This is a genomic window from Wolbachia endosymbiont (group B) of Lycaena phlaeas (assembly GCF_947251875.1).
In the GTDB taxonomy this organism is placed as follows: Bacteria; Pseudomonadota; Alphaproteobacteria; order Rickettsiales; family Anaplasmataceae; genus Wolbachia.
This window is the reverse complement of sequence record NZ_OX366392.1, coordinates 1031000-1050049: the sequence shown is the minus strand read 5'-3', so window position 1 is coordinate 1050049 and position 19050 is coordinate 1031000. Positions and strand designations below refer to the sequence as shown.

Sequence of the window (19050 nt, the reverse complement as noted above, 5' to 3'; positions counted from 1 at the left end):
TGAAAAGCTTTTTTTCACTTCTTCACTTTTGGAATGGTTATATAAACATTTGCTTATATAACCATTGATAGAGATTAATTTTTAATGAAAATTTAATTTCTTAGCTATTGTTAATATTATTTTAATAAAAACTTAATAATAATTCTTAATAATATATGAATTGTTGTGTTCTTAATTTCGTATGACAGGGGAAATAGAAAAAGATGAATCTCCTTCCTTATACTCTGCAATTCGGATGGGTGATATTGAAGCTACAGAGCTGCTAATAAAGTTTGGTGCAAATGTCAATGATAATTATGAACGTAATCGTACACCACTACATATTGCTATCGGGTATAAGCAGTTTGAAATAGCGAAATTGCTGATAAATAACGGAGCAAACGTTAACGCAAAAACTGGAAATCATGGCAAAGATGACTTAACACCAATGCACCTTGCAATTTTTGCAAACACGCCAGAGTTTATAGAATTGCTAGCTAGCAATGGTGCGTCAATTGATGAAAGAGAAAGCACTGAAGGACATACACCTTTTCACCTTGCTACTTTATATGGAAATAAAAGTGTAATACAAGCCTTAGTTGACAAGGGACAGAATATTGAAGATATTGATAATAATGGGCGTACAGCTTTATTTTTAGCTATTAGGCAATGCACTGAAGCAAAGGATGATAGCAGAGTAGAAGTTATCGAGTATTTGATAAATAAACTCAAAGCAGACATAACGAAAAAAGATAATAATAACAACACAATACTTTTTCCTGCTGCTAATAATTGTCCTGGAAAAGTAGTGGAACTCATCATTAAACAATATATAGAAAGCTTTGGTAGAGATCGGTTGAAGAATTTTATCAATCACAAAAATAAAGCTGGAATGGATGCCTTGGATATTGCACTCAATAGTGGGAATGAAAAGGCCATTGAAGTACTTAGCTCATATGGAGCAGATATCGAGAATAAAGTAACTCCCAAGATTACTGTAGAAAAACCAAATAGTACCTTAGATGGAGCGGAAAGTATAGAAGTGGTATCCCCAATCAAACAAAAATAAAAGCAGCTCTAAATTCCTTGCTTTATTTACATTCTTTCTATAGTATGATATATTAATGTTAGAATAGGGTGTGTTTGCAGGTCAAAATAATAATCAACAGCAAAATAGAAATAGAGCACAGGCTTTAATAGAAAGAGTGCAAAATGCTTACAACAACACTAATAAAATTAAAAGATTCATTAATATAGTTTTATTAGTAAGTATGATTCCTTCATTTTTTCTTCTTGTACAGCTCTCTTTGTATTTATCATTAGTAAATTATTTTTTCAAACCAAGGGAAAATGAAAAAAGATTATCAGCGTGGCCAAAAAATGTTATTAGAATAACATTAAGCATTTTTTTAATTATACACATTATTAATTCCTGTGTGCTTTTGGTACTGCCTATATTGTGCTTATGTTTGCTAAACAAATCACTCATTGAAGAAATACAGCAGTTTAACGATTTAATACAACAAATTCCAGAGGAAGAAAGGCCTATTTTCTTTCAAGATTTAGCAGCCATTCCTTTTATGGCACAAACTACTCATGACCCAAGTGCAGTTGCTAGTATAAACTTGAGTGTTGATAGACTCATAGAAAAGTATAAAGAGAATTTAAGCAAAGATGAATTCTATGTACAGCTAAATAGAGGCAACACAACCGACATTGAAGAGTACATCAAACAATCAAATGAATTTACAGAAGGCGATAAATCTCATGCACTTGAATGCTTAAGATTTATCAATAGAACAGGAGATAATTTTAAAGACAATCATAGTAAGTTAACATTAAAGCAAGCAGCTATTTTATGTTGGAAAGCCTGCAATGATAGAAATACAGGAACAGAGAATCAAAGAATTCCTTTGAGTGATGCAGGCATAAAAAATAGAAAGGATATGTTTGTAAAAGGTCTTGTAGACGCTGCAACAACTTATGGTAATCAAGGTCAAAGTTGTGCAGGTGGAACATACAATAAATTATTTGAGTCTTTATCTGGCTTACATCCATCAGTGGTTATTACACTCGATGGAGAAGAGGCTAGAGAAATGATAAAAGAAACGATCACACAAAAATTCCCTGAAATGGCCAGAGCCAATTTCACCAATTTCTCTGGAACAGAACAAGAAAGGATCCGTAGCGAGTTACCAGAGTTATCATCTGAAACAGTAAGGTATATTATGACTACGCATTCAGCTCTTGAGAGAAGGTGTCAAGAGTTCAGCAATAGATTAAACAATGATAAAAAGAATGAAATATTAGAAGAGTGTATGAGCAACTTATCCTGTGTTGAGCTAGAAAGTCCAATTGAAAGGAGAAGGTAAATTGTATTTGATTGTCGCCATTTATTTTAAAATATGAAGCAGAGTTTTGTATGATTATTTGAACTTAAGTTTATGTATTGAAATAACATGTAAAACCACTTCGTGTAGGTGATATGTTATGTTTTATCTACATGTCAAGGATCCTTCTCTCAACTTAAAGATGTTGCTAATCAGCACATACAAATGTAATATTAATTAATATTTATAAATAAAGCAATTCCATGGAAAGTAACTACAACGCCGACGCAATAAAAATCCTAAGAGGTCTTGATGCTGTAAGAAAGCGTCCAGGTATGTATATTGGTGACACTGATGATGGATCAGGCTTGCACCATATGGTGTATGAGGTTGTTGATAATGCGATAGATGAGTCTTTAGCTGGTTATTGTAGTAAGATTGAAGTTAGCATAAATGAAGATGGTTCAGTTTCTGTAACCGACAACGGTCGTGGCATTCCAACAGACATTCATCCAGAGGAAGGAATATCGGCAGCAGAAGTAATAATGACCCAATTGCATGCAGGAGGTAAATTTGACAGCAATACCTATAAGGTTTCCGGAGGATTACATGGTGTTGGAATTTCAGTTGTGAATGCATTATCAAGTTGGCTGGAATTAACCATCTGGCGCAATAAAAAAGAACATTTTATGCGCTTTGAAGATGGTGAGTCTATTGAATCTTTAAAGATAATTAATGAAAACACAAATAAAAGAGGAACTAGAGTAACGTTTATGCCATCAACGGGGACTTTTAGTAGTATTGATTTTAGTTACTCCACTCTTGAGAGTCGCATCAGAGAATTGGCATTTTTAAACTCAAATATTGAGATCATTTTGCGTGATCTCCGTAATAAACCACATGTAGAGTCTCATTTTAACGATAGTAAAGAGTCTGAAGATAATTTTGGTACAGCTAATTTTGTACGGTACTTAGACAAGAATAAGACACATGTGACTAAAATTGCCAGCATTAGAGATAATGTAAAAGATCTAGGTACCAGTGTAGAAATATCAATGGAGTGGAATGATTCCTACTATGAGAATATGCTATGCTTCACAAATAATATAAGACAACGGGATGGTGGTACGCATTTGGCAGGGTTTAGATCTGCACTAACCAGATGTATCAATAACTATGCAAACAATGAAGGTTTTTTGAAGAAGGCAAAAGTGAATTTGACTGGAGAAGATGTTAGAGAAGGCTTAACTTGTGTTTTATCTCTCAAGATGCCTGATCCTAAATTTTCTTCACAGACAAAAGATAAATTGGTCAGTTCTGAAGCGCGGGCAGTTGTAGAGAGCATAGTTTTTGACAAGTTGAGTACAATACTTGAAACTGACCCCAAGTTAGCAGCAAGTATAGTAGAAAGAGCGATTAGGTCAGCAAAAGGAAGAGAAGCCGCAAGAAAAGCACGAGAGTTAGTTAAAAATAAAAACAATATTAATATTGCAACTCTACCTGGAAAGCTTGCCGATTGTCAGGAAAAAGTTCCTGAGTTATCGGAATTGTTTATAGTAGAGGGTAATTCCGCAGGTGGTACTGCAAAGCAGGGACGTAATCGTAAAACACAGGCGGTACTTGCTTTAAGAGGGAAAATTCTAAACGTAGAACGTGCAGGGCTGGATCGTATTTTTTCATCTGCAGAAATTGGCTCTCTGATCACGGCAATTGGGGCTGGAATAGGGAGTGAGCACTTCGATATTGAAAAAACTAGGTATCATAAAATTATCATTATGACAGACGCAGATGTTGATGGCTCGCATATAAGAACTTTGATTCTAACTTTCTTTTTTAGACATATGCGTGAAGTAATTGAAAAAGGATATTTATACATAGCGCAGCCACCGCTCTATAAAGTTACAAAAAATGCTAAAGATACTTATATCAAAGATGATGAAAATTTTGAAGAGTATATAGTAAATTCAGCGATTAAAAAATTAACATTAAATGGTGTAGGCAAAGATTTGCGTTTCGTTTTGAATAAGTGCCTCAGTATTTCAAACATTAGCAAAAATTATGATAGGGAAATACCAAAAGATCTCTTAGAATCATTGCTAATTTTAAGCAAAAAGAATGCTCTATTGTCTGCTGATGAGATATTAAAATATTTAAAATTGATGTATAGTGAATATAATTGGGAAGTAGAAGTAAAAGATGAGGAAATTCACATTGCTAAATTGTTTCAAGGGTTAGCAGACAAATATGTATTCTCGCTTAGTATGCTTGAAAGCAAAGAAATACGGAATATATTGAGTTCTCTTGATAACATAATTGACTTATTTAATGGTGATTCATTTTTACAGTCGCAAGAAACTGAAATAAAAATAAAGTCTCCAAGTGCACTCGCAAAAATAGTGATGGATTATGGTAAAAAAGGTTTAACTCTGCAGAGATTTAAAGGCCTTGGTGAAATGAATGCTGATCAGCTTTGGGAAACTACACTCAATCCAGAAACTAGAACTCTGTTAAAAGTTGAAATAAAAGATTGTGAGGAAGCAGATAGCATATTCTCCGTGCTAATGGGTGATATAGTTGAACCACGTCGTGACTTTATAAATAACAATGCACTTAACGTACATGATGTTGATATTTGATGTTAGAAACGCTAAACCCTTATGGCTTAGCATTGTGTGCCAAACCGGCTATTTAAAACGTACTACTAATCAGTCTATTTCAGAAATCTGAATTGATCTTGATTGTATTCCTATTTTCGATCATAAATATATAGATTTTCTGCCCTATTGTTGTTATAATTAATACCTCGCTAAAATTGAATATTAATGAATGAATTGAGAAGGCTCACTATTACAGAGATGCATGATGGACTAAGGCGGGGAGATTTTTCTGCTGTTGAGCTTGTAGAGACGCATGTTAATGCAGTCGAAAATGAGCAACTAAATGCATTTGTAACAAAAACCCCAGAAATCGCGATAAAAGCTGCTAAAATAGCAGATGAATACTTCTTGAAACAAAAAGATAATATTTCACCACTTATGGGCATACCAGTTGGTGTTAAAGATTTATTCTGTACAAAAGGAATAAAAACAACAGCATGCTCAAAAATGCTGGAAAATTTCATCCCGACTTATGAATCTACGGTATCTAACTTGCTTTTAAAAAATGGAGCAGCCATGCTTGGTAAACTTAACATGGATGAGTTTGCTATGGGTTCTGCGAACACAAACAGCTATTTTGGTCCTGTTGAAAATGTGTGGATTAGAAAAAGTGACGGAGAAAAAGTTGTTCCTGGTGGATCATCTGGTGGATCTGCAGCATCAGTTGCTGGGTTTTTATGTGCTGGAGCACTAGGAAGTGATACTGGTGGTTCTGTACGCCAACCAGCAGCTTATTGTGGAGTTGTTGGAATAAAGCCAACTTATGGAAGGTGTTCGCGTTTTGGTATGATTGCGTTTGCAAGTTCTCTCGATCAAGCAGGAGTAATTACTCGTTCCGTTTCTGATTCAGCATTAATGCTTGAAATAATTTGTGGCTATGATGAAAAAGATTCAACATCGAGCAAAAGGACAGTGCCTAAATTTTCCAGTTTTATAAATGGTGATATTAAGGGTAAGCGCATTGGTATACCAAAAGAGTATAAGATGGATGGAATTTCAGAACAAATCGTTCATCATTGGGAAAAAGTTTCTTCCAATTTAAAAGAAAATGGTGCTGAAGTTGTTGACATTACTCTGCCTCATACTAAATATGCGATACCGGTTTACTATCTAATTTGTTCTGCTGAAACTTCATCTAACCTTGCTCGCTATGATGGTGTACGTTATGGATTCAGGGTTGATGCTGATACCCTTGAAGAAATGTATTCGCTAACAAGAGCAGAAGGTTTTGGTAAAGAAGTGAAAAGGAGAATTTTAATTGGTTCTTATGCTCTTTCTTCAGGTCATTACAATGAGTATTATGAAAAAGCACAGTGCATTAGGGCATTAATCAGAAATGATTTTATAAAAGCGTTTGAAAAAATAGATTACATACTTGTGCCATCTGCTCCAACAGAGGCTTTTGGCTTAAATGAAAAGCCAGACCCGCTAATTATGTGCATCAATGATGTGTTTACCGTGCCGGCAAGCTTAGCAGGGTTACCTGCTATTTCTGTTCCTGTTGGACTTTCCAATGAAGGCTTACCACTTGCTTTACAAGTAATTGGAAATTATTACGATGAAGCTGGAATATTAAATATGGCAAGTGTGATAGAGCAAAATTGTGGCAGAATAGTTAATTCCCTTACGTAATATGTTTTCTTATAGTAACTATAGCATTATGATTATTTTGGCTATAGGAAACAAGAGCTTGATTTTTACAGCTAAATAACAGACCATCAAAGGCACACATAAATATCTACAATGAAAGAAAAAACTTTCACAATCATTGATGGTTATGGTTTTCTTTTCAGAGCTTATTACGTTTTGCATCATTTGACTACCACAGCTGGTATTCCAGTAGGTGCTGTGTACGGTTTTCTTAATATGGTTCTGAAGTATATTTCCCATTCGGACTACTTAACTATAGCACTTGATTCTGGCAAAAAAAATTTCAGGCACAGTTTATATTCTGAGTATAAAGCAAACAGAGTAACACCTCCTGAGGATCTAATTCCACAATTTACAATACTGAGAGAAGCGGTAGAAGCTTTTAACTTCAGCTATGAAGAGATTGAAGGCTATGAAGCAGATGACATAATTGCAACACTAGCTGCAAAATATGCCAACCACGAAGACTTTAAAGTAGTAGTAGTCTCATCAGATAAAGACTTATTTCAACTTTTGAATTACAACATTCTAATATTTGATCCTATCAAAAATATATACGTAGATGAAAAACAAGTGATAGAAAAATTTGGTGTAAATTCAAATAAGCTTCTTGATTTATTTTCTCTAACTGGAGATGCATCTGATAACATTCCAGGTGTTCCAGGAATAGGCCCAAAAACTGCAGCTAAATTGCTGGATAAATTTGATTCGTTGGATAACATTATAGAAAACATCAATAACATTGAGCAAACAAGAGTTCGTAATATTCTTACTGAGCATAAGGAAAAAGCACTAATTTCAAGAGAACTTTTGTCACTATGCAAAAAAGTAGATCTTCAACATGATATTGTAAAATATGAAGTTCATCCTCCAAATATGGAAAAATTGTTATCCTTTTTGAAGAAATATGAATTTAATTCATTGATAGGAAAAGTAGAAAAGCTCTTTTCTTATAGTGGATCTAGCACAAAAGAGAAAACAGAATATAGTAGTGAAGAATTAGAAAAATTTTTGGAGCATTGCAGATATGAAGGTAAAATTGCAATTCATTGCCACTTTGAAAACAATAGATTGAACAAAATCTCCTTATCTTGTAGTGAGGATAATATTTTCTACATAGATCAAAGCTGCCTACAAGATGCACTTACTATAATAAATTCAACTTTATTTTCAAATGGGGTGCTTAAAATAGTACATGATATTAGAAAGATCAGAGAAATATTTCCTACAATAGAGAGAGTGCTAGACTCAATTGATGACCTGATGATCATGTCATACAGCCTTGACACAGGTAAGCATGATCACAGCATTCCAAACATAATTGCACACAATTTAAGTAAAAATGTAGAAACTTTCTCGGCAAAAATTTTAATAGCGATCCATGAGAAACTGACACAAAGATTATTTCAGGAAAAACTTTTTACGATTTACGAGCGCTTTGATAGACCTCTCATGAAAGTAATATTTGATATGGAGCAAAATGGAATACTGCTCAATATTCAAAAACTACAGGAATTGTCTGATAAGTTTGAGCAGCTAATTGCTGTACTTGAAAACGATATACATAATTTAGCAGGAGAAAAATTCAACATTGCATCGCCAAAACAATTAAGTGATGTTTTGTTTAATAAAATGGAGCTAAGTAAAAAGAAAAAGTCAAAATCTGGGTCGTATAGCACCAATTATGAAGTTCTAGAGGCTCTTGAAGAAGAAGGGGTAGAAATTGCAAGTAAAATTTTAAATTGGCGACATTTAAGTAAATTAAAGGGTACCTACACTGATGCGCTAATAAAGCAAGTTGATCCTATTGATGGTAGAATACACACAAGTTTCTCAACAACTGTGACTGCAACTGGAAGGCTGAGCTCGAGCAACCCTAACTTGCAGAATATTCCTATCAGGAGCGAAGAAGGAAATTTCATCAGACAAGCATTTATTGCACCAAAAGGTTGCAAGATAATTTCTGCCGACTATTCACAAATAGAATTAAAACTCCTGGCACACGTTGCAAATGTTACCGCATTTAAAGAAGCTTTTGCAAACAGGCAAGATATTCATGATATCACTGCAAGACAAGTTTTTGGAGTGCAAGAAATAGATGAGCAATTAAGACGCAAAGCAAAAACCATTAATTTTGGCATTATATATGGCATTAGTCCATTTGGCCTTGCAAAGCGACTTGGCATTACCTTTCAAGAGGCTGCTGAATACATTAATTACTATTTTTCTTGTTACCCAGAAATAAAGGTCTATATGGAAAAAGCAGTATCTATCGCGAGAAATCATGGTTATGTAGAGACTTTGTTTGGTAGAAGATGTTTTGTAAGAGACATCAACAATAAAATTCCTTATCTAAGACAATTTGCAGAAAGGGCAGCAATAAATGCACCACTGCAGGGAACTGCCGCTGATATAATAAAACGCGCGATGATTCGGCTTTTTGATCAGTTAAAGTCAGGTAAAATAATCCTCCAGGTTCATGATGAATTACTTGTAGAAGTGGAAGAGAGCAGAGTGCAAGAAACAGCAAAACTTATGAAAGATATAATGGAAAATGCAGTAGAAATTTCTATACCACTTGAAGTAGAAATAAAAATTAGCGACAACTGGGGCTTTTCTTAATTATACCCTAAGAACCTGTCTTGAAAGGACTTAAGTAGTATCTGTTCAGATGCATGGCTAATGTGTAAATATTGAAGCAAAAGTAATGTCATCCCAGTGCTTGACACTGGTGCTCACAAGCAACCTAATCATAGATATTAAAAGCAACGCTTTCAATGAGACTACAAAAGGCTGGATTCCAGTGTCTGGGCACTGCCTTATTGTTGTAAATTCACTTTTACCTTATTTTGCCACACCCCTGAACGGATGCCTTGAGTGGTTAATTTCGCAAGTATAATAGTAGTCATATTAAAGAGTTCTTGAAGTAAGGAGAGCACGTTAAGCAAACAACGTTTACCTAAAATTCTGTGACATTAGCAGCTTTCTTGCCCCGTTTTCAGTAAACAGTGATTTTTCTATATATTAGAAAAATTTTTATTTTAATTAGCGTTAAACAATAGGCGCCTATTGGTTTTTAGCTAAAGTAAGGGTCAAATATCTGGAATTCTGGACATAAAATCCCCCTGTGTAAAAAAAAGATTAGAAAAAAGTGCAGCGCACATACAACAGAGATTAAGCATATTTACATGCACTAAAGAAGATACGCTACGCTTTTTGATTAAAAATTTGACTGAAAAGTCTGCAGACAAAGATAGATTTTGAGCTCTTAAAATATCTCTAACTGTAATTATAATCAGATTTAAAATATATGGAAGCAATTTTTTACATTCCCTTATCATTTGTTACTTTTCTATTTCTTGCTTTATTCTTTTCTTTTTTCCCTTTCAAGACAGGTTCTAAGAAATTTGAATTAATGCGAAAAATATGCTATAATTATAGCATAGGTTAGTACAAATAGATCGTTATGACAGTTCCAAAAGCAAAAAATAAGCCTTTAGAGTCATCTACTCAGGTGACCGGGCAAAATGAGATGCTCTTCAAGAAGGAACATAAGGAAATTTACGATTACTTTGTAAAAGTATTAGAAGTTAAAGCCAAATTAAAGGAGAGCAAAGGAATAACTGATTATTTTATATTAGCTTATAAGAAGATACTACTAACTAATGTCAATCCGGAAAAAATAAGACCACTCAGTGAAGAGAATTTTTGTCAGTTTTTACTTTCTATATTTAAAGAAGTTAGAGAGAAAAAATTGGCTGGAGAGGAAGATAGTAAAGTAAAGCAAGTAGTAGAGGAATGCTTAGATGATGTACGTGGTACAGAAGCTAAAGATTTACTAATAAAACTTGTTGGGTTCCCATTGGGAATAAAAATAGACCCGAAAAATATTTCTGGCTCCTTTATGGATGGAGTGAAAGAAAAAATACCATTTTTAGGTGGAGATAAAAAAGAAGAGGATGAACCACTACTTAGTGATCAAGAGATGGTAACAAAGTGCTTACGTAAGGTTTTTCTTCCTATTCTTTTTTCCATTGCTTCAATATTAATTTTTGGTCCTACTACACTTGCGATAGTTGCTGCTGTTATTGGTACAATATTTGCTGTAAAGGGAGGAATTGAAGTTCTTTTTTCAAATAATAGGCCAGGTACTTTATATGACCCTAGCTCACCAGATAAAGATGATACAGAAAAGAGAGCAAAATTGAATGAAAAAATTCGCAAGGGTATTGATGATATTTTAAAAACCCCAATTGAAAGCTCTCTTGAAACAATTGCTGACGGGAGTAAAAAACAACCTACTCCGGAACAAGCTCCTCAGGTGGGAAATAAAGGGGGTGAGCAGCTTACTATGCTTGATGGAAAAATTACTATAGATCAGCCAGCCAAAAGCACAGAAAAGACAGCAGTCAAGTAAGACCTATTTGCCAAAGGTGAATTGTGTAATAGGTCTTTTATTGTTTTATAACACATACAACAGGAGTATGATCAGATGGGTTTTCTAGTTTACGCAACCTATCATCTATGTAACATGTTTCCAATTTATCTGCAGCTTGTGGCGATAGCAGCATATGATCTATTCGCATTCCTTGATTGTTTCTGAGTGAATTACCTTGATAATGCCACCAAGTGAATTGTTGTAAGTTGAGGTGAGATATTCTAAATGCATCTTTAAAACCAAGATTCAAGATCGCTCTTAATTTCTCACGCTCTTTTATATGAAAGCACACTTGGCCATTTAATAAATTTGAATCAAAAACATCAATTTCATCCAGTGCAACATTATAATCGCCAGCTATAATAGTTAACTCTTCATTTTTCAACAAAGTGCCCATCCTTTCATATAGGTTATCAAAAAACTTGAGTTTATACTCAAAAGTATGAGAGTCTGGGCTTTGACCGTTTGGAACGTATACACTTCCTACCCTTACCTTATTATTGGAGTGTTTTATCACACACTCTATATAACGTGCTTCTTGATGACTCTCTACAATATCAATTTTTAATTTTTCCAGTATTGGATATTTAGATAAAACACAAACACCATTTCTTGCAACCTGTCCATAGACAGCATATTCATATCCTAACTTTTCTATCTCTGCATAAGGAAATTGCTCTTCTGTACATTTTATCTCTTGCAGCAAAACTATATCTATCTGACTATCAACTATAAAACTACAAAGTTGGTTAATTCTTTTACGTATGGAGTTTACATTCCAAGTTGCAATCTTTAGCATCAACAATCCTTATTAATTATATCAATTAAACTCTCCCCTGTGGGCAACCTCGATGTTATAATTTTTTTCCACTTGATTAACTTTAAACTATCAGCAATGTTTTTACTCATGGTATATGCAACTGTATTATTCATCACAGGAGATAGCCCACTTTTTAGAACTAATGAACAAAATACCCTTGCAGTTTGTGAGGAAAAAAAAGCAACGCTATCAATTTTACCGTCCAATAGTAAATTTTTACACCTATTAGTTAGACTCCTTTTAGTAATTGTTTTATAGAGTACAACTTCTCTTACGTTAAAACCTTCTTCAGATAATCTTTTTTTTAGGTCACATGATACTTCTTGTCCCCTTATATATAAGAACTTTATTGTATTTGAATAATGAGATTTTATGCATGATATCAGACCATCAACGTTGCTGTCTGCTGAGATTATATCGGAAAATCCCAAATTTTTTGCAGCCTGCATGGTTGAATTACCAACCGTAATAATTGGAAAGCCATACTCTTTACATATTTGACTGAAAGCCTTTACACTGTTTTTACTTGTAGATATCACAACATCAAATTCGTGCGCGGATATATCAGGATTTAAGTACTTTATTGTGAATACTGGCTCTATAAAAACTTTGTATCCATATTTTTTTAGCGTGCTTCTTGTGCTCAACGAATCTAATAAAGGCCTTGTCAATAAAATAGACTTCATTCTGGTTTATTTCACTAGCAGTAAAATAATATCCCTTATACACAAATTATTGAATAAAAACTTTTATTTTTTAAGTTTCTTACGTAACCTATGAAAAAGGCAAGAGAAACTCCATAAATTGGCCCAGTGCTAGAAAACTGATCTTAAATAAGCGAATGTTTTTGATAAAATGAAAAAAAGATGTTACTCACTGAGTAACATCTTTTTTAAGAAGATAGATAGTTTTGTTTACTCTCTATATCTTCATTTTTGGAGCTTGATGCTCTACATCGACTTCAGCAGTTACTGTTGAAGAAGGTCCCACCAATTTGTCCAAAGAACCTGTCTTTCTTAAGTCAGCTTGGGTTTTTAACTTGCCATTTTTCTCAGTGAACATACCATGTTCCGGAGAAGAACTTGGTGAATTGAACCCACTATCAGAATTACGACGGTAACTGGCAAAGCTAGAAGTTGTAGCAGTACTGTCAGTGCTTATAGAACCCATTGAATTGCTTCTTGGCGGTTTCTCCGGAGCAACATAAAAACGGCTATTTCCTATCTCCGCAGATTGTATCTGATCCAACTCAGAATCTTGATATCTTATATAAGTAACTTCCTCTGGCTTTTTGCTACCTTTTGACGAGAACATCCTACCAAAGAATGAAGTAGGTGCTTTTACTTCCTTGTGCTCACTAGGGTTTAACAACTCCGCTTCGCTGCTAGTAGTGCTGTAACTACTTAAAGAATTCATTGAACTACTTCCTGATAAGCTATTTTCCAGTGAATTCATAGAACTTGCTTTATGCCTTTTTGCTAACTTATTAAGCCTTTCTAAAGTATTAAAACGAGTATGCTCTTCCTTGCATTCTCTAATAACTTCCTTAATCTCATTATGATGTTCAGAAAAAATTTCATATAGGCTGCTATTATCTTTAGCTAACAAATGTTGCAACTTCTTAGCATCTAATTTATTGATAAAGTCTATTTGCTGCTTCAATCGGTTGATCAACTGGTCCTTTTTGGCACTGTGTTGACCATCAACAGAATAAGCTTTCTCTAATATTTTTTCCCCCAGCTTAGAAAATATTTTCCTAGTTAAAGCAGAGCTATTCACACCTTTGTCTTCAAAAACTTCCTTGACAAACATTTCCTTTACACTATTAAAACTTCTCGTTTTTTCTTTTGTTTTCAAAATAACAGTTTGATCTTCATTACCTATTGAATATGCGATGCCATCTAAACTAGACATGCTTGCACCACTATCACTCATCTTCCTTCCAAGGTTTTGAATGTTATCCCCCATTTTTCTTAATGTAGAGCTAGCTCTCTCTTGTGTTGCCTGTTTTACAGAACTTGCAGTTTCTTTTACCGAATTCTTGGCATATACAGCACCATCTTTGATTTTTCCGCCAATATGCTTCGCTCCTTCAACTGTTTTTTCTGCTGACCATTTGAGCCCTTTATATCCAGATTGAACTGCTTTTACAGCAACTTTCGCAGCGAAAAATAGAGTAAGACCAACTATAGCACTTGGTATAGCAAGTGTTGCACCAACTGCCAAAAATGGTAACACTGCTGCAAATAATCCACTTGCTGTACCTACTACAAGAGCCTGATCTCCTTTCTTCATTTTGGAGAATTCTGTATCTCCTTTTAACAAGTCAGTAATTCTTTCCTTTAGTTTTTTAGAATCATGAACAATATCTGCACTTAATGAATCTTGCATAATTGTACTAACACCCAAATTATCTTGTTGAGCTTCAACAGGACGTGAGTTAGATTTTATTTCACTAGGTGACATTTTTAACCTCACTATTAATTAAACATACTAATATTGTATATATCTGATTCTTAAGTTAGGGTTAATTCATCTAACAATGTCCACTTACTCTCAAATGATTTTGCTTGATGTGTTTTTTTGAAAGCACAGAAAATTAGTGATTATTGCAATATAATATCTCGTTTGGATTAGCTATAGTTGAAGCAAAACTCATCCTTTTGAAGGAGTAGATTTTTCTGAAGCCTGAGCAGAGACTGCGCTTGGATCTGATAGTTCTGTTCTGACATATTTGCGTTCTTTATCATATAAATCATGAAAATCATTCATTTGCACGTCAGTTTGAATTTCTATTTCTTTAGTCTTTTTTTGATCTGTTGAAGATGATGCATTAACTCCTTTATCTTTAGTAGCTTTTTGTCTTAGTTGTGTATTTTCTTCTTGTAATTGTTTTAAATTTTTCTTTAACTCATCAATCTCTTTTGTTTTTTGTTTTAATTGTTCAGATATCATTAGTTTGTCCCTAGCCAAACTTTTATTTTCCTTTCCTAATTTACTAATTCTTTTGCTTGAAGATTTATCCGCAGCTTGTGTACCTTGGTCTTGTGTTTTAGGAACTGTAGTTTCGTGATTACTTGCCTGGATTCCTCTACTTTCATATTCAACTTCAGTTTGAGTTGAGATAGCTGCCAGATCTTTTTCCTGCTGTAATATGTCCTGCAATTTCTCTAGAGCTTCTTTAACAGACTTCAGCTCTTCTTGTAACATACCCTCCTTTGCCTTAAACTGTTGTTTAAGCTTATCTATTTCTTCATTCCTATTTATCTCACTCATCTCATCTGCAAGTGATCTTCCAGATTCAAGTTGCCAAATTTTCCTTTCTAAATTCCCCTTTTCTTTTTGCAGTTGATTTAATTCTCTAGCTAATTGATTTACTGTATCAGTCAATTCTTCGTTTTCATTTTTTGCTTCCATCCATTGTTCTACCAACTGCTTTTCATGATTATCTTGTGAACCTTCTACCAATATTTTCTTTAGATTATTTTCCAAATTTGCATTCTTTTTTTCTAGTGCACTTAACTTAGCTTCACTTTGCTCTAATTTTTCCTGCTGCTCTTCATTTATTCTATTTGTTGACTGAATCTCACTTTCTTTATCTTTCAATTGATTAATTAAATCTGTTATTCTAGCATTTTTATCTTTTTGACTTTGTTCTAGTACGGTTACTTTTTGTGCTAATTGCTCTATGTCTTTATCCTTTTCAGCTAACTCTTTTTCCTTTCTTTTCAATTCATCTTTAAGTCTTGTGAATTCTTTTTCCAGATCTTGCTTTCCCTCATTTAGTGTTCTTATTCCTGTACCACCTTCCTTTTCTATCTTTTGATTAAGCTCTTCTGATTTTTTGAGTTTCTCTGTAAGTGACTTAATATAAGCATCTTGTTCCTTGATTTTTTGATCTCTTTCAAATATTGCTTGCTGTTGTTCGTTAATTGCATTTCTCAGGTAATCACGTTCCGAGATTAGATCATAATTCTGCTTTACAAGTTTGTTAATTTCATTTATAGTCTCATCTACACCTTTTAATCCCTCTGGCTCATACTTTCTGTAATAATCTTTGTACATTTTTTGTTGATCGTAACCGTCGTCAATGTATTCATCAGTGATTTCAGACTCTTCATCACCAAATTCCCTCTCAGCGGAAAAAGAACTTCTACGCGAATCAGGAGAGGAATATCCACTGCTACTTGGTATAGGTGACTGTGGTGAATTTTTTGTAAATGTTTCCTCTGCTGGTGTTTGCTGATCGTTCACACTTTTGCCCATGTCAGTAAAAGCTTGATATAAAGTTTTGCCATTGATAAAAACTTCTTTATTCTGCTCAACTAATTTTAATACCTCTTCTGGGTCGGTTATTTCTCCAAATTTTGGTTCATCAATCACTCTTTTTATGCCCTTAGAATTTACTTCTACAGTCATGCTACAATCTATGCTATTGCCTTTAGAATCCTTAGCTTGCCAGTTAATGGTCATCTCACATGAGCTTGAACCAGTAAAATCATAGTGCCTTTCGCTGCCTTTTTTGGTTGCAGTTATTTGACTATCTTTCCCTAAAGATAGGTTATAAACCTTGCCTTCGTCACTGGCTCTTAAAAGGGTGCTAATCTCTATTGGTTTTTCTTTATTTTCAAATCTAATTTTAAATTCATTATCTTGTGTTGTATATACTAAGAAATTTTCACTTGGTAGAGATTCTGCGAATTTTTTATGTGTTGCATTTATTGATTGCTCAAACTTTTGAAACTCCTCTTTCCACTTTGAACTTACCTGTTCTTTAATGTTCTCATCTTTGTGTAAAGGACCAATAAAGTACCAGATTAAATTTTCTTCTTCTAGTTTTCTGATAAAATCCTGAAAATTTTTGCAAGATTTAATGAAACTTAAAATATCATTTTTCTTTTGCTCATCTACATCTAAACCTTGATTTTCAGTTACAAGTAAATTTTCTTTTGGCATAATTTTTATTTTTAGAGAGCTATGTTATAATATTAACATATTTTTTAAAAAATCAACTAATTTTATAGTTAAATAAACTTGAGTATTTGACGGGAATGTTATATATTAACCACTCCAAGAAGTGCAGTATGGACAATAATATTATAAGAAAATACGATATTAGAGGTGTGGTAGGCAGAGACCTGCAAATCAGTGATGGGTATGAGATAGGTAGAAAATTCGGTCAAACTGCAGCTAACGTTTGTGTAGGCTATGACAGCAGGATAGATTCACCAAGTATAGAAAAAGAATTAATCAGAGGCTTGATTTTATCCGGTGCGAATGTTATACGCGTTGGGCTCTGTTCTTCACCTATGCTCTACGCTGCAACAATGCAGGCAGATCTTGGGATTATGATCACTGCTTCTCATAACCCCAGAGAATATAACGGCTTTAAATTTTTCAGTAGTAAAAAAGTTTACTCAGATCAAGAAATGAAGGAAATTATAGGCAATACAATTAAAAACAGCACGAAAATTGGAAGCTTAATTAACACGAATATATATAGTGAGTACGTTAACATATTAAAAAATGCGCTCAAGAATAACGCTACACAAAAACTAAAAATAGCTTGGGATTTTGGCAATAGTCCAACAATTGTAAGGTATATTGAAAAAGTTTTACCAAGTCATATACACATCATAACCAATAACTCTATAGATGGGACGTTTCCACTGCATGACCCAGATCCCATAGAAGAAAAAAATCTTGCTCAGTTAATCAGTATTGTCAAGAAAGATAAATGTGATCTTGGTATTGCACTTGATGGTGATGGTGATAGGGTACGCTTGATTGATAATAAAGGTAATGTTGTTTCCAATGATCACTTGTTTATGATTTTTTCACGTGAAGTATTGGCGGAATACCCAAAAAGCAAAGTTATTGCCAACGTAAAAATGAGTATGAAAGTGCATGATTTCGTTAGCAAATTAGGAGGACAAATAATTACCTGTGCCACTGGACACTCACTAGTTAAGAAAAAGATGGTAGAAGAAGGGGCCAAGTTTGCCGGTGAACTGAGTGGGCATTTTTTCTTTTCTGAGCTGGGTTTTGATGATGGACTATATTCTGCTATTAAAGCCATTGACATTTTACTTAAGAAAAACCAAAGCCTATCTGAGGCGATTGAAGATTTACCAAAGTTATATATCACTCATGAAGTGAAAATTGTGGTGAAGGATGAGAAAAAATTTCAAATAATTGAATCAATCAAGGAGACACTAAAGCAGCAAAACATTGTATTTTCAGAGCTTGATGGAATTAAGGTAACTGATGATAAAGGTTGGTGGCTTCTTAGAGTATCAAATACGCAAAACTGCATAACAGCAAGATGTGAAGGAAATACCTTAGAAGATTTTGAACTCACTAAAAAAGTTTTGTTTTATTACATTGATGAACTAAAATTATACATTTAAATTTTTTTGATGATTTACTTATTCGTCAATGTTTGCAGTTTTGTTTGATTAGTAATAGGAATTGGTAACCTATGGCGCACTGCTGTGGATAATAGCTGTCTAGGCTAGTTTAGCTATAGAAAATCAACACTCACTTTTCTTTATTGTTTTGAGGTTTTTCTTGATCAACCATTTCCTCACCAATCTCTTTTATTTTTAGTATCAATGACTCTGGTACATACATGTTAATTACTTCTTCTGTTGTCACAAATAAAGCCTGATAAGAGTGTGAATTTATTATCCAATTGGGCAATATGTCTTCTGCGTCTATTTTAGACTCTCCCTCTTTTTTATCATATACTGTGTGGCAATATAAGTGCACAGCAAAAAATAGTACATAAGAAAGCAATATTCCTCTGAGTGCTCCGACAAAGATTCCAGTAACTCTATCCATTAATCCCAACCTTATAGGTGATAATATGTACATTAGCCAGTTATTCATTGTCATGAATGTAAGATTAAGTATAATAAATACAGAGATTGTAGAAAGTATGTTTTGTGTAACTTTAGAGTTAAAATACTTACTATAATTTATAATAAAAAAATCATAGTAACTAGCTGTCAAAAAGACTGATAAGAGCAAGAACATTAATGCACATAGCTCTTTTATAAAACCTCTAGTTATCGATATTATTACACACAAGACAATAATAAAGATAATTAGGCTATCGAAAAACATATTTTGTATCTATATGATTTTCAAGATATAATAGTTGTAAATAACAAA

Annotated in this window: 12 protein-coding genes; 7 read left to right on the top strand and 5 right to left on the bottom strand. The window is 33.7% G+C overall.

Annotated features, from left to right (window positions below; all coding sequences use genetic code 11):
• Positions 1–181 precede the first annotated feature (181 nt).
• The 6 genes from OPR37_RS04835 to OPR37_RS04810 all read left to right on the top strand — a co-directional run bounded on the left by OPR37_RS04835 (position 182) and on the right by OPR37_RS04810 (position 11033).
• A complete protein-coding gene (locus OPR37_RS04835) occupies positions 182–1048 on the top strand; it encodes an ankyrin repeat domain-containing protein (protein WP_019236893.1) in 867 nt (288 codons plus the stop codon).
• Positions 1049–1118: 70 nt separating this feature from the next.
• Complete coding sequence (locus tag OPR37_RS04830) at positions 1119–2351, top strand: hypothetical protein (RefSeq protein WP_019236892.1); 1233 nt, start codon at positions 1119–1121, stop codon at positions 2349–2351.
• A 221-nt stretch (positions 2352–2572) separates the two neighbouring features.
• Positions 2573–4945, top strand: coding sequence for a DNA topoisomerase (ATP-hydrolyzing) subunit B (gene gyrB / locus OPR37_RS04825; protein WP_264684843.1), 2373 nt, complete (start codon positions 2573–2575; stop codon positions 4943–4945).
• Between the two features lie 186 nt (positions 4946–5131).
• A complete protein-coding gene (gatA, locus tag OPR37_RS04820; protein ID WP_265016839.1) occupies positions 5132–6598 on the top strand; it encodes an Asp-tRNA(Asn)/Glu-tRNA(Gln) amidotransferase subunit GatA in 1467 nt (488 codons plus the stop codon).
• 111 nt (positions 6599–6709) lie between these two features.
• Positions 6710–9238 carry a DNA polymerase I gene (gene polA, locus OPR37_RS04815; protein ID WP_007302475.1) on the top strand — a complete coding sequence of 843 codons (2529 nt, stop codon included), beginning with the start codon at positions 6710–6712 and terminating at the stop codon, positions 9236–9238.
• An 844-nt stretch (positions 9239–10082) separates the two neighbouring features.
• Complete coding sequence (locus OPR37_RS04810) at positions 10083–11033, top strand: hypothetical protein (protein WP_007302496.1); 951 nt, start codon at positions 10083–10085, stop codon at positions 11031–11033.
• A gap of 37 nt (positions 11034–11070) precedes the next feature.
• On the opposite strand, the gene OPR37_RS04805 is transcribed toward OPR37_RS04810, so the two are convergent.
• The 4 genes from OPR37_RS04805 to OPR37_RS04790 form a co-directional block, all read right to left on the bottom strand.
• Positions 11071–11853, bottom strand: coding sequence for an exodeoxyribonuclease III (locus OPR37_RS04805; RefSeq protein WP_007302497.1), 783 nt, complete (start codon positions 11851–11853; stop codon positions 11071–11073).
• Positions 11853–12560 carry a uroporphyrinogen-III synthase gene (locus tag OPR37_RS04800; RefSeq protein ID WP_007302498.1) on the bottom strand — a complete coding sequence of 236 codons (708 nt, stop codon included), beginning with the start codon at positions 12558–12560 and terminating at the stop codon, positions 11853–11855. Before OPR37_RS04800 ends, OPR37_RS04805 begins: the two co-directional genes overlap by 1 nt.
• A gap of 235 nt (positions 12561–12795) precedes the next feature.
• Entirely contained in the window at positions 12796–14340 is a 1545-nt protein-coding gene (locus OPR37_RS04795; protein ID WP_264684840.1) for an actin-bundling T4SS effector WalE1 family protein, read from the bottom strand.
• 189 nt (positions 14341–14529) lie between these two features.
• Positions 14530–16830 carry a coiled-coil domain-containing protein gene (locus OPR37_RS04790; RefSeq protein WP_265016838.1) on the bottom strand — a complete coding sequence of 767 codons (2301 nt, stop codon included), beginning with the start codon at positions 16828–16830 and terminating at the stop codon, positions 14530–14532.
• 128 nt (positions 16831–16958) lie between these two features.
• On the opposite strand from OPR37_RS04790, the gene OPR37_RS04785 reads away from it, so the two are divergent.
• Positions 16959–18284, top strand: a complete 1326-nt coding sequence (locus tag OPR37_RS04785) for a phosphomannomutase/phosphoglucomutase (RefSeq protein ID WP_213863916.1) — start codon at positions 16959–16961, stop codon at positions 18282–18284.
• Positions 18285–18414: 130 nt separating this feature from the next.
• Here the strand turns inward: OPR37_RS04785 and OPR37_RS04780 are convergent, their stop codons facing one another.
• On the bottom strand, positions 18415–19002 hold the full coding sequence (locus OPR37_RS04780) for a CvpA family protein (RefSeq protein WP_007302502.1): 588 nt from the start codon (positions 19000–19002) through the stop codon (positions 18415–18417).
• Between the last annotated feature and the right edge of the window lie 48 nt (positions 19003–19050).

Excerpts from the sequence above, each read along its gene's own strand:
- OPR37_RS04835 (WP_019236893.1), top strand. The coding sequence starts at position 182 with ATGACAGGGGAAATAGAAAAAGATGAATCTCCTTCCTTATACTCTGCA.
- gyrB (WP_264684843.1), top strand. The coding sequence starts at position 2,573 with ATGGAAAGTAACTACAACGCCGACGCAATAAAAATCCTAAGAGGTCTT.
- gatA (WP_265016839.1), top strand. The coding sequence starts at position 5,132 with ATGAATGAATTGAGAAGGCTCACTATTACAGAGATGCATGATGGACTA.
- polA (WP_007302475.1), top strand. The coding sequence starts at position 6,710 with ATGAAAGAAAAAACTTTCACAATCATTGATGGTTATGGTTTTCTTTTC.
- OPR37_RS04810 (WP_007302496.1), top strand. The coding sequence starts at position 10,083 with ATGACAGTTCCAAAAGCAAAAAATAAGCCTTTAGAGTCATCTACTCAG.
- OPR37_RS04805 (WP_007302497.1), bottom strand. The coding sequence starts at position 11,853 with ATGCTAAAGATTGCAACTTGGAATGTAAACTCCATACGTAAAAGAATT.
- OPR37_RS04800 (WP_007302498.1), bottom strand. The coding sequence starts at position 12,560 with ATGAAGTCTATTTTATTGACAAGGCCTTTATTAGATTCGTTGAGCACA.
- OPR37_RS04795 (WP_264684840.1), bottom strand. The coding sequence starts at position 14,340 with ATGTCACCTAGTGAAATAAAATCTAACTCACGTCCTGTTGAAGCTCAA.
- OPR37_RS04790 (WP_265016838.1), bottom strand. The coding sequence starts at position 16,830 with ATGCCAAAAGAAAATTTACTTGTAACTGAAAATCAAGGTTTAGATGTA.
- OPR37_RS04785 (WP_213863916.1), top strand. The coding sequence starts at position 16,959 with ATGGACAATAATATTATAAGAAAATACGATATTAGAGGTGTGGTAGGC.
- OPR37_RS04780 (WP_007302502.1), bottom strand. The coding sequence starts at position 19,002 with ATGTTTTTCGATAGCCTAATTATCTTTATTATTGTCTTGTGTGTAATA.